The organism is Yersinia ruckeri ATCC 29473 (assembly GCF_000754815.1).
Taxonomy (GTDB): Bacteria; Pseudomonadota; Gammaproteobacteria; order Enterobacterales; family Enterobacteriaceae; genus Yersinia; species Yersinia ruckeri.
The window spans coordinates 18,222-33,546 of record NZ_KN150747.1 but is presented as its reverse complement, the minus strand read 5'-3'; the positions used below and the strand labels follow the sequence as shown (position 1 = coordinate 33,546).

The following is a 15,325-nucleotide window of genomic DNA, read 5'->3' as shown; positions in this document are numbered from 1 at the left end:
CGAATGGCGTAATGATGGCCAGGCTGTCTCCACCCGAGACTCAATGAAATTGAACTCGCTGTGAAGATGCAGTGTACCCGCGGCAAGACGGAAAGACCCCGTGAACCTTTACTATAGCTTGACACTGAATATTGAGCCTTGATGTGTAGGATAGGTGGGAGGCATCGAAGCGTGGACGCCAGTCTACGTGGAGCCAACCTTGAAATACCACCCTTTAATGTTTGATGTTCTAACTCGGCCCCATAATCTGGGGTGAGGACAGTGTCTGGTGGGTAGTTTGACTGGGGCGGTCTCCTCCCAAAGAGTAACGGAGGAGCACGAAGGTTAGCTAATCACGGTCGGACATCGTGAGGTTAGTGCAAAGGCATAAGCTAGCTTGACTGCGAGAGTGACGGCTCGAGCAGGTACGAAAGTAGGTCTTAGTGATCCGGTGGTTCTGAATGGAAGGGCCATCGCTCAACGGATAAAAGGTACTCCGGGGATAACAGGCTGATACCGCCCAAGAGTTCATATCGACGGCGGTGTTTGGCACCTCGATGTCGGCTCATCACATCCTGGGGCTGAAGTAGGTCCCAAGGGTATGGCTGTTCGCCATTTAAAGTGGTACGCGAGCTGGGTTTAGAACGTCGTGAGACAGTTCGGTCCCTATCTGCCGTGGGCGTTGGAAGATTGAGAGGGGCTGCTCCTAGTACGAGAGGACCGGAGTGGACGCATCACTGGTGTTCGGGTTGTCATGCCAATGGCATTGCCCGGTAGCTAAATGCGGAAAAGATAAGCGCTGAAAGCATCTAAGCGCGAAACTTGCCTCGAGATGAGTCTTCCCTGGGGCTTTAAGCCCCCTGAAGGAACGTTAAAGACTATGACGTTGATAGGCTGGGTGTGTAAGTGCAGCGATGCATTGAGCTAACCAGTACTAATGATCCGTGAGGCTTAACCTTACAACACCGAAGGTGTTTTGTGTTTGAGAGAGAATAATTTTCAGCGAAGTATCCAGATTGGATTGACTGGCTGTGCAGAGGCATGGCGGGTTGATTGAAACAGAATTTGCCTGGCGGCCATAGCGCGACGGACCCACCTGAACCCATGCCGAACTCAGAAGTGAAACGTTGTAGCGCCGATGGTAGTGTGGGGTCTCCCCATGCGAGAGTAGGACACTGCCAGGCATCAAATCAAGCCGAAACCCTATGCCAAAAGCGTGGGGTTTTTGCTATGTGCGGAAAACGAGATGCGGTGAGGGTGTCAAATACACCGGGCGCACAGACATACCGGACAGAGATGAAGAAGCCCCCTGCTTGCGCCGGGGGCTTTTGGCGTTTTCAGGGGCGGTAGAAGATAGCGTCCGATTCTGGTCAGTGTGAGCGGTTAAAGCTACGATGGTACCAAGAAGAGTATTTTGCCGAGACAGATGAATCGGGGTTAAACGCCTCGAAATTTGGCATAATGAGCAAGCAGGCATAGAGGTGATCTCATTGTATTTATTATCATAATCAATAGATCACGAAACTCTATGCCTGTCTTTTTTTTTGGAATTTCTCAGCCTGAAAGAGCCTTTACTTGTTGATTAATGGTCGCCGCCTCGTGATGCACCAAGACCCGTTTGTGAACGTATAAATTGTGCTTTGAATAGTAACCGTTCTTTTTTACCTGTTTCCGAATGATCGGTAATGGAGAATAACCAGGTGCCGACGAAGGCGACAATCATCGAGAATAATGCAGGGTATTCATAAGGATAAATTGGTTTTGCATGTCCAAGAATTTTTACCCAGATAGTTGGACCCAAAATCATCAGAACTACCGCAGTAATCAGCCCCAACCACCCACCAACTAATGCACCTCGAGTGGTCAGTTTATCCCAGTACATTGAAATGAAAATGATTGGGAAGTTACAGCTGGCGGCGATAGAGAAGGCCAAGCCGACCATGAAAGCTATATTCTGATTCTCAAACAGAATGCCTAGCCCTATAGCAACGAAACCTAATATAACCACAGTAATCTTGGATACGCGTAATTCGTCACGCTCCCGTGCCTTACCATTTTTAATCACGCTAGCATATAAGTCATGAGAAACGGCAGAAGCACCGGCCAGCGTCAGGCCAGCAACCACGGCAAGAATTGTGGCAAAGGCGACGGCGGAAATAAAGCCGAGGAAGAAGTTACCGCCGACTGCATCGGCCAGATGTATTGCGGCCATATTGGTACCGCCCAACAATGCGCCCGCGGCATCTTTAAAGGACGGATTAGGGCCAACCAGTAAAATGGCACCGAAACCGATAATAAAAGTCAGGATATAAAAGTAACCAATAAAACCGGTGGCATAAAACACACTTTTGCGGGCTTCTTTAGCATCACTCACGGTGAAGAAACGCATCAGTATGTGGGGCAGGCCAGCAGTACCAAACATCAAAGCTAAACCAAGAGATAAGGCAGATATTGGGTCGGAAACCAATCCTCCGGGACTCATGATGGCAATGCCTTTGGGATGGACTTTAACGGCTTCGCTAAATAAGGTATTGAAGTTGAAACCAACGGATTTCATGACCATAACGGCCATAAAGGTGGCACCAGCCAGTAGTAATACAGCTTTAATAATTTGTACCCAAGTGGTTGCCAACATGCCACCAAATAGCACATATAACACCATCAGAATACCAACCAGCACCACGGCTACATGATAGTTCAGGCCGAATAGTAGTTCGATTAATTTACCCGCCCCAACCATTTGGGCAATCAAATATAAAGCAACCACCACCAATGAACCACAGGCCGATAGCGTGCGAATTGGGCGTTGTTGTAAACGGTACGACGCAACGTCGGCAAAGGTATAGCGGCCAAGATTACGCAAACGTTCGGCAATCAGGAATAGGATAATCGGCCAACCAATCAGAAAGCCGATAGAATAAATCAGGCCATCGTATCCGGAAGTATAAACCAGCGCGGATATGCCCAGAAACGAAGCCGCAGACATAAAGTCGCCAGCGATCGCCAACCCATTTTGAAAGCCGGTAATTCGTCCTCCGGCAGTATAATAGTCTTGTCGGGAGCGGGTTCGTTTAGAAGCCCAATAGGTGATGTATAGCGTGGCACCAACAAATAGCAGGAACATTACAATAGCTTGAATATTTAGCGGTTGACGCTGAACTTCACCGCTGATTGCCTCTGCCTGAGACAGCGCAGGCAGAGTCAGTAAACCCAGTACGGACCAATGACGGGTCTTCATTGCTTCACCTCGCGAAGAATTTCTGCCGTCAAGCGGTCAAACTCACCGTTAGCGCGGACAACATAAATACCTGTAAGAACAAAAGAAATGACAATCAGACCTACGCCGACAGGAATGCCACGGGTAATGCTAGAGCCAGCATAAAGCGGTGTGCCTAGCCATTGAGGTTCAAAAGCAATGAGAAAAATAAAGCTAACATAGAGTGCCAAGGTGATGGCCGACAGTAGCCAGGCGAATCGGCCACGCTTTCGTACCAACTCTTTGAATTTCTGATTATTCTCAATCTCTTGATAAATGTTGTCATTCATCAGAGTTCTCCTGTAAGGCATGAATCGGGTTGCCGCTCTCAGGCGGCGTCATTTACGAGGTTGCTTGCATTGATTGTTTTTCTTCCAGTAATTTTTCAACCACACTTGGATCCGCCAGCGTTGAGGTATCCCCTAAATTACTGGTATCGCCAGCAGCAATTTTGCGTAGGATGCGGCGCATAATTTTTCCTGAGCGGGTTTTTGGCAGTGAGTCAGTCCAGTGCAGAATATCGGGTGTGGCGATCGGTCCAATTTCTTTACGTACCCAGTTACGTACCTCGGTATAAAGTTCCGGCGTCGGCTCTTCCCCATGATTCAACGTGATATAGGCATAAATTGCCTGGCCCTTAATATTGTGGGGTACGCCTACCACAGCCGCTTCGGCAATTTTTGGATGAGAAACCAGAGCAGACTCTATTTCTGCGGTACCTAAACGGTGACCAGAAACATTGAGGACGTCATCAACGCGACCGGTAATCCAGTAGTAACCATCTTCATCACGGCGGGCGCCATCACCGCTAAAATACATACCTTTAAAGGTAGAGAAGTAGGTTTGCTCGAAACGGTCGTGATCGCCGTACAGTGTACGAGCCTGACCTGGCCATGAGTCAGTAATGACCAGATTGCCCTCACTTGCACCTTCCTGTGGATTTCCTAGATTATCAACCAAGGCAGGCTGTACGCCGAAGAATGGGCGTGTAGCAGAACCCGCTTTCAGTTCGGTTGCGCCAGGTAGCGGGGTGATCATGAAACCACCGGTTTCGGTTTGCCACCAGGTATCAACAATCGGGCATTGTCCATTACCAATCTTGTTGTAATACCATTCCCATGCTTCAGGGTTAATGGGTTCGCCAACAGAACCCATGATGCGTAAAGATGTGCGTTTGGTACCCTCAATGGCTTTGTCGCCTTCAGCCATCAATGCACGAATCGCGGTGGGCGCGGTATACAGAATATTGACTTGATGTTTATCGATAACCTGACCTAAACGGTTAACGCCGGGGTAATTGGGTACACCTTCAAACATTAAAGTCATGGCGCCACAAGCCAAGGGGCCATAAAGTAGGTAGCTGTGGCCAGTTACCCAACCGACATCGGCGGTACACCAATAAATGTCGCCTGGATGGTAGTCGAATACATATTTAAACGTCATAGCGGCATACACTAGATAGCCACCGGTAGTATGAACGACACCTTTGGGCTTACCGGTTGATCCTGATGTATAAAGTATAAATAATGGGTCCTCGGCATTCATTTCTTCCGCTGGACAATCTGCCGAAACGCCGACAATCAGGTCGTGCCACCACAGATCGCGGCCTTCCTGCCAGTAACCCGTTTTCCCAGTACGTTGGAATACCACCACATTATTGATACTGGTTATCGCTGGGTTTCTCAGTGCGTCATCAACATTCTTTTTCAATGGAATAGCGCGGCCGGCACGCATGCCTTCATCGGCGGTGATCACCAGTTTGGCATTTGAGTCAATGATACGACCGGCCACGGCATCAGGTGAGAAACCACCAAATATAACAGAATGCACAGCACCGATACGTGCGCAGGCCAGCATGGCCACAGCGGCTTCGGGCACCATCGGCATATAGATGGCGACAACATCACCTTTTTTAACGCCAAGTTTTTTGAGCACATTGGCAAATTGGCAGACGTTGTGATGCAGTTGCTTGTAAGTGACATGCTTGGATTGGCTTGGATCATCGCCTTCCCAAATGATTGCTGTTTGTTCACCGCGTTCAGTTAAATGTCGATCCAGACAGTTGGCAGATAAATTCAGAGTGCCATCCTCAAACCAGCGAATACTGACGTGGCCAGGATCAAATGAAGTATTTTTAACAATACTATAGGGTTTTATCCAGTCAATAATCTTGCCTTGCTCACCCCAGAATGCATCAGGGTTCTGTACGGATTGTTGATAAAAATCATGGTATTGGGCTGGATTTATCAGGGCATTTTCTGCAATTGCAGGGGGAATCGGATATTTATGTAGTTGGCTCATATTTATTCTCCTTTAGATTGTTAATAATATGTCAATCAAAGGTTGATTATAGAGCGAGACACCGTTTTGTTTCTTTTTTGGGCGGCAGATCACGTAGAAAAGATGTTTATTTAGGGACTTACTTAACATGCTGTGTGGTGTATCAATATCTGAATAGGGAAAGGTTTTTTCCGATTTTTTAGTTTGGATAGGATGCAATACTGAGATGAGTAACCTAATTAACACAAAAAAACATTACCGCGTGATGATATATATTAGTGACTTTTACTGATTTAAGAGCATGTCAGAAATAAATATCATGGCTCATTTAAATTAAAAACCAATCTTTATTATCTAATGTGAAACGTTGGCTACTTATTATTACCTAATGGAATTTAAAAGCACTAGATATACCTTATAGGAATAAAAATGAGGTGAGAAATAAGAGATCTAGTTATGCAATTAAAATCAGGTCTAGTAATCGCTGTTTTTATCATTTTTAGGCTGAATTATCGGTGCTTTGGTTGCAGAATATCTAAAATGGGTAGAGAATCGAAAGACTGCTAATTTAACAAAGCACGTACAAAATAAGATAAAAAATACAACAACTAGCTGGTTTTATCAGCGAATTAATGTCGCTTATTTTTTATACTCAAGAACGAAGTGCTTATTTACTATGACTTAAAATTATTATTTTAATAACAAATAGTTATGAGTAATAGTTATTGCTAAGCGTAAAGATATATCAGGTTGTACAGATTAATCCACAGTAAACAAGGCTTGCAGAAGAATGGCTTGAAATGATACTGATTTAAAGGTGGACGACTGACGGGAGGTTGATCCACGGATTTTATTAACTATAGCCCCGTATTTAATGATTAATTATTCCATTTAAAGCACATGTCCATCATGTCCTTTTGGGAATGTTTTGAGGGATTTTTTTGGGTATGAAAAGTGTAAAAATCAGTCTAGCTTGGCAAATCTTAATAGCGTTGGTATTAGGTATTCTTGTCGGTGCCATTCTTCACAATCAGGTGGAATCAAGAGATTGGTTAGTGAGTAATATTCTCAGCCCTGCTGGTGATATATTCATTCGTCTAATTAAAATGATTGTAGTTCCTATTGTTATTTCCACGCTAATTGTTGGTATTGCCGGTGTTGGAGATGCGAAGAAATTAGGGCGTATTGGCCTTAAAACCATTATTTATTTCGAAGTTATTACTACTATTGCCATTATTGTCGGTATTACCTTGGCTAATGTTTTCCAGCCGGGTCAGGGGATTGATATGTCGACGCTAACTGCGGTGGACATATCTCAATATGAGAAAACCACAGCACAAGTGCAAAGTGGCAGCCACAGTTTGGTGGGTACGATTCTTTCGTTAATACCATCTAACGTGTTTTCCTCAATGGCCAATGGCGATATGTTGCCAATTATCTTCTTCTCTGTGCTGTTCGGTCTTGGGTTGTCTTCCTTGCCGAAAGAAACCAAAGAGCCACTGCTTAACGTGTTTAAAGCTATTTCTGAAAGCATGTTTAAAGTGACGCATATGATCATGCGTTATGCACCTATCGGTGTCTTTGGGTTGATCTCTGTGACTGTAGCTAACTTTGGCTTTGCTGCTTTGCTGCCGCTCGCCAAGTTGGTGATACTGGTTTATGCCGCGATTTTGTTCTTTGCTTTGGTCGTGATGGGCTTGGTGGCTAGAGCTTGTAATCTACGCATCTGGATATTAATCCGCATTCTGAAAGATGAGTTGATCTTGGCTTACTCCACCGCCAGCTCTGAGACCGTGCTGCCGCGAATTATCGAGAAAATGGAAGCCTATGGTGCGCCGAAGTCGATTACCAGTTTTGTGGTGCCGACGGGGTATTCCTTTAATCTGGATGGTTCTACGTTATATCAAAGCATTGCGGCCATCTTTATCGCTCAGTTATATGGTATTGAACTCTCGCTTAGTCAGGAGATTATTCTGGTACTGACACTGATGGTGACGTCTAAAGGTATTGCCGGTGTGCCGGGAGTCTCTTTCGTTGTGTTGTTGGCGACCTTAGGCAGTGTAGGTATTCCATTAGAAGGCCTGGCCTTTATCGCCGGTGTCGATCGTATTTTGGATATGGCACGTACGGCATTAAATGTCGTCGGTAACGCTTTGGCCGTATTAGTCATTGCCAAGTGGGAACATCAATTCGATCATAAGAAGGCTCGTGCATTCGAAAAGTCGTTTTTTGCGGAAAAACAGATATCAGTTAACCAAGGCTAACTGACGATAGTTTGGGCTGAACCCGTTATTTGCCAGAGCGCGAGTAACGGGTTTTTTATACATTATTTTCCAGCAAGATAAACTTGAATTTTTAGCCGTTTATCTTGTTGGTGCGCCATTTTCATCGATGCCCACAGAATGAGTCTCTTTTTGAACGCAAAATAAAACCCTTACTTACCGTGTTGGTATAAATTGTCTTATCATTGTTGGTTTTTTTAACTTTTTATTCTACCGGTGATAACCATTTTGCAGCGTGACGATCAATATATATGGAGAAAGCATGACCTGGCAGTCGTTTAAATCCGAGTACCTAGTGCGGTTCTGGGCTCCGCTTCCTGCGGTGATTGCAGCAGGGACTCTATCAACCTATTATTTTGGCCTGACTGGCACATTTTGGGCCGTAACCGGTGAGTTCACCCGTTGGGGTGGTCATGTGATGCAGTGGTTTGGCGCTCATCCGCAGGAATGGGGCTATTTTAAGGTCATTGGTTTTGAAGGTACGCCGCTGGATCGGGTGGATGGGATGATGGTTATCGGCATGTTTGTTGGTTGTATTGCTGCAGCATTGTGGGCCAATAATATTAAGCTGCGTAAGCCCCAACACGGTATACGCATTGTTCAGGCATTGGTTGGTGGGATTATTGCCGGTTTCGGTGCACGTTTGGCTATGGGCTGTAATTTGGCGGCCTTCTTTACTGGTATTCCCCAATTCTCGCTACATGCATGGTTTTTTGCCTTGGCTACGGCTGTGGGTTCTTATTTCGGTGCCAAATTTACTTTGTTGCCAATGTTTCGTATTCCCGTCAAATTACAAAAAGTGACGACGGCATCGCCGTTAACCCAAAACCCTGACAGAGCAAAGCGCCGTTTCCGTCTGGGAATGGGCGTTTTTGTCCTGGCACTATGTTGGGCGCTGACAGAATTGTTCCGCGCGCCTAAACTTGGTATCGCTATGCTATTTGGGATTGGATTTGGTTTATTGATCGAATGGGCGCAGATTTGTTTTACCTCTGCATTTCGTGATTTATGGATAACCGGACGCACCCATATGGCGAAAGCTATCATCATCGGCATGGCCGTCAGTGCCATCGGTATCTTCAGTTATGTTCAGTTGGGCGTAGCACCGAAAATTCTTTGGGCTGGCCCGAATGCGGTGATAGGCGGCTTATTTTTTGGTTTTGGTATTGTGCTCGCGGGCGGCTGTGAAACCGGTTGGATGTATCGTGCCGTAGAAGGGCAAGTGCATTATTGGTGGGTAGGGTTAGGTAATATTATTGGAGCTACCTTGTTGGCCTATTACTGGGATGATTTTGCGCCGATACTGGCAACGGATTACCAAAAAATCAACCTGTTAACCACATTTGGGCCAATCGGTGGTCTGCTGGTTACTTATCTGCTACTCGGGCTGGTTTTTGCCGCCGTGCTGGGATGGGATAAATATTTTTTCCGCAACCGTAAAATTGTAGTTCCAGCCTTATCCAGGAAGTCACTATGAGTACTACGTCAATTATCCCAGACTATCGGTTGGATATGGTCGGAGAACCTTGTCCCTATCCAGCCGTCGCCACGCTGGAAGCCATGCCACAGCTTAGACCCGGCGAAATACTGGAAGTCATCAGCGATTGCCCACAGTCGATAAATAATATTCCGCTAGATGCCCGTAACTATGGATATAAGGTGTTGGATATACAGCAGGATGGGCCAACAATCCGCTATTTGATCCAGCGATAGTGAAGTGATGGATGGGTCTTTCTGAAGTAGCCAGTGACTATATTTTACTGACTATATTAATCCAGGAGTAACATCACATGAACAAGAGCAGAGTTGTTGGGGTCGATATTGTCAAATCTGTTTTTCACGTATGTATCTGGATGGTTGATGGTTTCGTTGTCTTGAACAGAAAAATATCGAGTTAGAAATTGCTGTGTATGCTTTGTCAGTTTGAACCGGGGACTTTAATTGCGATGGAAGCCTGTTAAACCTCTTATTTCTGGGGGGCGAACATTCAATTCTATGGAATATAGCATAAGGCTTATCCCCACCCTGCAAGTGAAAACATTTATCTGAAGCCAGAAGAACGATGCTTTAGCTATTGATAAAACAGCATGCCGCTTGGGCATTCACTTTGTTTCGGTCAAAACCACGGAACAACAGGATATCAAAATGCTGCGGAATACCCGCCAACCTATGGTTGAGTAGAGAACCATGCTGGCTGACCAGCCTCGCTCTCGGCGCGCTGAATAGGGTCTCATTATTCCTGTCGAGATCCAGCAGCTATCTGAGTTTATTGAAGAGGCAGCGAAAATGACTTAACTTTTACGCTGCACCGTTTATTTTTTTTCATTGTGGGAAGATATGCAGGCACTGAATGAACGTGTTATTGAACTGGATAAAGAAATTGTAGTGGATCGCAAAGTTAAGACATCTGTGTAGCCTCTTTCCATTGGTTTTCAGAGGATGAGGGAGGCAGTTAAAACATCCGGTGGCACATTCAAAGTGACGCCGGAATGCCGAAGTTTTCGTCTCGGGTTCTTGAATAGACCCCAGTTTCCTAGACGGTTGCGTGCCTCATGAACCAGGCACTTTCATAAACTGCAGGTGGTTGATCTTCACAGGCACTGTGACGCCGTTTAGCATTATAAAACATCTCTACATAATCGAAGATATCCGCCTTCGCTTCTTCTCTATTTTTATAGATCCGTTTCTTTATGCGTTCTCGTTTTAGCAACTGAAAAAAGCTTTCAGCCACCGCGTTATCATGGCAATTACCTCGGCGACTCATGCTGCTTTTTAAATTGTGAGCGGTCATAAAATGCTGACATCTTTCGCTCGTATATTGCGAGCCCTGATCCGAATGGATTAGTACTTTTGCCGTTGGTTTACGTCGCCACACTGCCATCAACAAGGCGTCCATCACCAGCTCTGCTGTCATTCGCCCCCCCATACTCCAGCCGATAACCCGACGCGAGAAAAGATCGAGAACAACGGCCAGATACAACCATCCCTCATGCGTTCTGATATAGGTCATGTCACTCACCCAATGCGTATTGGGGGTAGGAACAATGAACTGGCGTTCAAGGTAATTAGGGTTGGCAACTGATGTTTTTCCGCCGCCGTAATAGCGGCGTTTCCGATATCCGGTTTGAGAAGCCAACTCTGCAAGCCTCATTAGGCGCGCGATCCTGTTACGCCCAGCTCGCTCACCCAAGTCTTTCATGTCGAGCCAGATTTTTCGATAACCATAAACCGTACCACTTTCAAGCCACAGTTGTTTAATGAGGCCTGTTTGGCGCTCATCTTGCCTGGCGCGCAGAGATTGAGGCCGTTTTAGCCACTGGTAATAACCGCTGTAATGGAGGCCAAGAACCAGACACAACCGGCGTACCGCATAAAAGGTCGACATTTTTTTAATGAAGGCGTACTTCAGCCTGACGTTCTTGCAAAGTACGCGGCGGCCTTTTTTAAAATATCTCGCTCTTCAGTCACCCGCTTAAGTTCTTGCCTGAGGCGCTTTACTTCGTGCTGGAGGGCATCGTCCTGCTTGCGCTGTGGTTCGGGTTTTTGGTAACGCTTGATCCATGCGTAAAGGCTATTGGTGGAAACACCAAGTCGTGCCGCAACCTCAGAAACAGGGTATCCCTGCTCGTTAATCTGTTTTACAGCTTCAATTTTGAATTCTTCAGTGAACGTTTTGACTGACATAAACACTCCTTCATTAGGCCTCCATTATGAGGCAAAAAAGTGTCTACGAAACCCGGGTCTATTCATCTTTTACTTGTCTCAACATCAGTTTAAGCAGACAATACCTCTAGGTATTTTATGCTCTGGTGGAGCAATAATCAGGCTGTCGCCAAAACTATACTGGTGGTTAGCAACGTTGAACAGTGCACTGGTAGCTGTAGAGCCTGGGGCGGTAGCGTGTTTGTTGCACCAGTATGCCTTTTCAGTAACGACATAGTGACGCTATCGGTGCTTTATCTCACCTGATTCAGATCTAGACGTACTTAAACGAAGAGTCATGACATGAACAATATATTATCTCTTATTGGTCGCAACAAGACACTGTTCACTCAGGATCTTGCCAAAAATAAAAATGAGTTGGCCAGCATCGTTTCTGAATCACGTTTTTTAGTATTAGGTGGAGCCGGATCAATTGGCCAAGCTGTCACTAAAGAAATTTTCAAACGTAATCCCAAGAAATTACACGTTATAGATATTAGTGAAAATAATATGGTCGAGTTGGTGCGTGATATTCGCAGCCAGTTTGGTTATATTTTGGGTGACTTTCAGACGTTTGCACTTGATATAGGCTCTCTAGAATATGATGCCTTTATTAAAGCTGATGGTCAGTATGATTATGTGCTCAATTTATCCGCGTTGAAGCATGTGCGCAGCGAAAAAGATCCCTTTACGCTGATGCGAATGATTGAAGTTAATATCCTTAATACTAATAAAACTATTGAACAATCGTTCGAGACAGGTGTGAAAAAATATTTTTGCGTATCGACTGATAAAGCAGCGAACCCAGTAAATATGATGGGTGCATCAAAGCGTATTATGGAAATGTTTCTGATGCGGAATAGTGAAAAAATAGATATCTCTACCGCGCGCTTTGCTAATGTTGCTTTTTCTGATGGTTCCTTACTACATGGCTTCGAACAGCGCCTGAGCAAACAACAGCCTCTTGTTGCACCTAATGATATCAAGCGTTATTTCGTCACACCCCAGGAGTCGGGTGAACTGTGTCTGATGTCCTGTATATTTGGTGAGAACCGTGACATATTCTTTCCCAAGCTTAGCGAAAGCCTACACTTAATTACTTTTGCTGATATTGCTGAACGTTACCTCAGGCAGCGTGGTTATCAGCCATATCTGTGTCAAACAGAAGATGAGGCCCGTGAACTTGCAAAAACGCTTCCTGCACAGGGACAGTGGCCTTGCCTGTTTACGTCAAGCGACACGACCGGTGAAAAAGATTTTGAGGAGTTTTATACTTCGAAAGAAATCCTCGATATGGAGCGCTTTGATAATTTAGGTATCATACAAAATGAACCTGATTATGATCCGTCGCGACTGGAACACTTCGAAAAAGAAATTATGCGCATGACAACTGCGCTTGAGTGGACCAAAAATGATATCGTTAAATTGTTTTTTGAGATGATTCCTGATTTTTGTCACAAAGAAACTGGGAAGTATCTGGACAGTAAAATGTAATAAAGGCATGCCGGCATGAAAATGGATTCAATTGTAGAATTTGTCCGAGACGTATATAAAACCAGTGAGTTTATTCCACTCCATGCGCCAGTTTTTGATGGCAATGAGCAAGCCTATGTTCTCGATACCATCAAAAGTACGTTTGTTTCAAGCGTGGGTAAGTTTGTTGACGACTTTGAACGTAAGGTGGAAATTTTTACCGGTTCTCCGCGTGCTGTAGCAACGGTAAACGGAACTGCAGCGCTCAGTGCTGCCTTGTTCCTTGCAGGGGTAACGCGCAATGATCTGGTAATTACTCAGGCGCTGACCTTCGTAGCGACCTGTAATGCACTATTTCATTTGGGCGCAGAGCCTGTTTTTGTGGATGTTTCGCCTGTCAGTTTAGGGTTGTGTCCGGTGGCGCTGGATGCCTGGCTTACGGAGCATGCAGACCGTGTTGAAGGTGGATGCGTACATAAAGTTACGCGTCAGTCAATCCGCGCAGTCGTCCCCATGCACACCTTTGGTCATCCGGTAGAACTGGACGAACTGATTGCCGTTTCTCAAAAATGGCAGATTGCGCTGATCGAAGATGCTGCCGAAAGCCTTGGCTCCTGGTATAAAGATCAGCATACAGGCACACTCGGTGAGTATGGTGCGTTGAGCTTTAACGGTAATAAGATTATCACTACTGGTGGTGGTGGTATGGTGCTATGTAAAACTCCAGAGGCTGGTGTTCGTGCAAAACATGTTACTACTACGGCGAAGGTTCCGCATCCTTATGAGTTTTACCATGATGAGCCAGGGTTTAATTACCGTATGCCGAATTTAAATGCGGCGTTGGGTTGCGCGCAGATCGAGCGCCTTGAGCTGTTCCTAGAGCAAAAACGCCGTCTCGCTATGAGTTACGAATCATTTTTTGCCGGGTCGCAGTTCCAGTTTGTTAAGGAGCCCGCCTATGGTAAATCTAACTATTGGCTAAACGCTGTCATTTGTGAAGAGGCTGAAGCCAGAGAGGAGCTGCTGTCACATATGAATTCAGCTAAAGTCATGGCCAGACCTATCTGGAAACTCATGCATCGCCTGCCAATGTTCAGCGGGGCTATGCGGGATGACTTACGCCATTCAGAATATATTGAAAGCCGGCTGGTTAACCTACCAAGCTCTCCGACTGCCTTCTTGTCATGATATCGCAGGCTATAAAAAAGGTCGCTGTATTTACCGGCACGCGAGCAGAATATGGCTTGCTGTACTGGTTGTTGAAAGATATACAAAGCGATAGCCAGCTCAAATTGCAACTTCTTGTCAGCGGTATGCACCTCTCTCCCGAGTTCGGACTTACCTGGCAGCAGATCGCCGACGATGGTTTTATCATTGATGAAAAAATAGAAATATTGCTTTCATCCGATACCGCCGTCGGCACTGCAAAAAGTATGGGGCTGGGTGTCCTGGGATTCGCGGATGCGTTATCGCGACTTAAACCGGATTTATTGGTGCTATTAGGTGATCGTTTCGAAGCGCTGGCCGCTGCGCAAACGGCTATGATCCTACGTATTCCCGTTTTGCATTTACACGGAGGGGAAATTACCGAAGGGGCTTATGATGATGCGATTCGCCATGCCATAACTAAACTCAGTTACCTCCATGGCACCTCAACTGAAGAGTATCGCCAACGGGTGATTCAACTCGGTGAAGCGCCTAGCAGGGTGGAGAACGTGGGTGCTATTGGGCTAGATCATCTAAGACGCGGAACCTTTATGACGGTTCTTGAACTGGCATCATCACTCAACTTTCCCCTTCAAAAACCATATGTTGTTGTGACCTATCATCCGGTCACCTTGGGAAATGAGTCGCCTGAAGCCAGTTTCCAGGCATTGCTCGACGCATTGGATTCGTTCCCTGAGCATCAGGTCATTCTCACTTGGCCGAATGCGGATGATGGTGGGCGGAAGATTATTCCCATGCTGGAAAACTACGCCAGCCAACATGCCTCAAGAGTTCTGGCTATCCCCTCTCTGGGGCAGGTTCGGTATTTAAGTGCAGTTAAACATGCTGCAGCTGTTATTGGCAACTCATCCAGCGGTATTATTGAGGCTCCGGCTTTTGACGTGCCGACGGTCAATATTGGAGAGAGGCAGAAAGGGAGGCTGGCTGCAAAGAGCGTGCTTAATTGTCCAGCGGAGAGTAAGACAATAGTAAAAACTATTCAGAAGGCGCTGGCACGTGAGTACAAAACTGAGGGGGAAGTTATTTACAACCCATACGGGCAGGGCAACGCGAGTGCACGAATCATTAAGATGATTAAATCCCTCGAGTTTGTTCCTGCTAAGATATTTTATGACATTGAGTGACC

10 protein-coding genes, 1 rRNA gene and 1 other annotated feature are annotated in these 15,325 nt (G+C 45.8%); of the genes, 7 read left to right on the top strand and 4 right to left on the bottom strand.

The window, feature by feature from the left end; translation table 11 throughout:
- Nucleotides 1-52: 52 nt before the first annotated feature.
- Nucleotides 53-925, top strand: a sequence feature (23S ribosomal RNA rRNA prediction is too short).
- Nucleotides 926-1,047: 122 nt separating this feature from the next.
- Nucleotides 1,048-1,163, top strand: a 5S ribosomal RNA gene (gene rrf, locus DJ39_RS00160).
- A 398-nt stretch (nucleotides 1,164-1,561) separates the two neighbouring features.
- Here rrf and actP read toward each other — a convergent pair.
- The 3 genes from actP to acs are packed head-to-tail and all read right to left on the bottom strand — an operon-like array spanning nucleotide 1,562 to nucleotide 5,536.
- Nucleotides 1,562-3,217, bottom strand: coding sequence for a cation/acetate symporter ActP (gene actP, locus DJ39_RS00155; protein WP_038241931.1), 1,656 nt, complete (start codon nucleotides 3,215-3,217; stop codon nucleotides 1,562-1,564).
- Nucleotides 3,214-3,525 (bottom strand): DUF485 domain-containing protein, encoded by a 312-nt coding sequence (locus DJ39_RS00150; RefSeq protein ID WP_004723321.1) that lies wholly within the window; start codon nucleotides 3,523-3,525, stop codon nucleotides 3,214-3,216. Before DJ39_RS00150 ends, actP begins: the two co-directional genes overlap by 4 nt.
- A gap of 52 nt (nucleotides 3,526-3,577) precedes the next feature.
- Nucleotides 3,578-5,536: an acetate--CoA ligase gene (acs, locus tag DJ39_RS00145; RefSeq protein WP_004723322.1), complete on the bottom strand. Its 1,959-nt coding sequence runs from the start codon at nucleotides 5,534-5,536 to the stop codon at nucleotides 3,578-3,580.
- Between the two features lie 926 nt (nucleotides 5,537-6,462).
- On the opposite strand from acs, the gene gltP reads away from it, so the two are divergent.
- The 3 genes from gltP (at nucleotide 6,463) to yedF (ending at nucleotide 9,510) form a co-directional block, all read left to right on the top strand.
- Nucleotides 6,463-7,779 (top strand): glutamate/aspartate:proton symporter GltP, encoded by a 1,317-nt coding sequence (gene gltP / locus DJ39_RS00140; RefSeq protein ID WP_004723323.1) that lies wholly within the window; start codon nucleotides 6,463-6,465, stop codon nucleotides 7,777-7,779.
- Nucleotides 7,780-8,059: 280 nt separating this feature from the next.
- Nucleotides 8,060-9,274, top strand: a complete 1,215-nt coding sequence (yedE, locus tag DJ39_RS00135; RefSeq protein WP_038251065.1) for a selenium metabolism membrane protein YedE/FdhT — start codon at nucleotides 8,060-8,062, stop codon at nucleotides 9,272-9,274.
- Nucleotides 9,271-9,510 (top strand): sulfurtransferase-like selenium metabolism protein YedF, encoded by a 240-nt coding sequence (yedF, locus tag DJ39_RS00130; RefSeq protein WP_038241925.1) that lies wholly within the window; start codon nucleotides 9,271-9,273, stop codon nucleotides 9,508-9,510. Before yedE ends, yedF begins: the two co-directional genes overlap by 4 nt.
- Before the next feature lie 820 nt (nucleotides 9,511-10,330).
- Here yedF and DJ39_RS00125 read toward each other — a convergent pair.
- Nucleotides 10,331-11,481, bottom strand: a protein-coding gene (locus DJ39_RS00125) for an IS3 family transposase (protein WP_087931031.1) whose coding sequence is annotated in 2 segments (ribosomal slippage) — nucleotides 10,331-11,244 and nucleotides 11,244-11,481 — 1,152 coding nt in all. Because the reading frame shifts where the segments join, the coding sequence is not laid out codon by codon here.
- A gap of 321 nt (nucleotides 11,482-11,802) precedes the next feature.
- On the opposite strand from DJ39_RS00125, the gene DJ39_RS00115 reads away from it, so the two are divergent.
- From DJ39_RS00115 to neuC, 3 genes are read left to right on the top strand one after another with little or no spacing between them, the layout of a single operon-like run.
- Nucleotides 11,803-12,993, top strand: coding sequence for a UDP-N-acetylglucosamine 4,6-dehydratase (locus tag DJ39_RS00115; RefSeq protein ID WP_004723036.1), 1,191 nt, complete (start codon nucleotides 11,803-11,805; stop codon nucleotides 12,991-12,993).
- Between the two features lie 15 nt (nucleotides 12,994-13,008).
- A complete protein-coding gene (locus DJ39_RS00110; protein WP_004723037.1) occupies nucleotides 13,009-14,160 on the top strand; it encodes a LegC family aminotransferase in 1,152 nt (383 codons plus the stop codon).
- Nucleotides 14,157-15,323, top strand: a complete 1,167-nt coding sequence (gene neuC / locus DJ39_RS00105) for a UDP-N-acetylglucosamine 2-epimerase (RefSeq protein WP_038241923.1) — start codon at nucleotides 14,157-14,159, stop codon at nucleotides 15,321-15,323. The genes DJ39_RS00110 and neuC overlap by 4 nt, the downstream gene beginning before the upstream one ends.
- The last annotated feature ends 2 nt before the right edge of the window (nucleotides 15,324-15,325 follow it).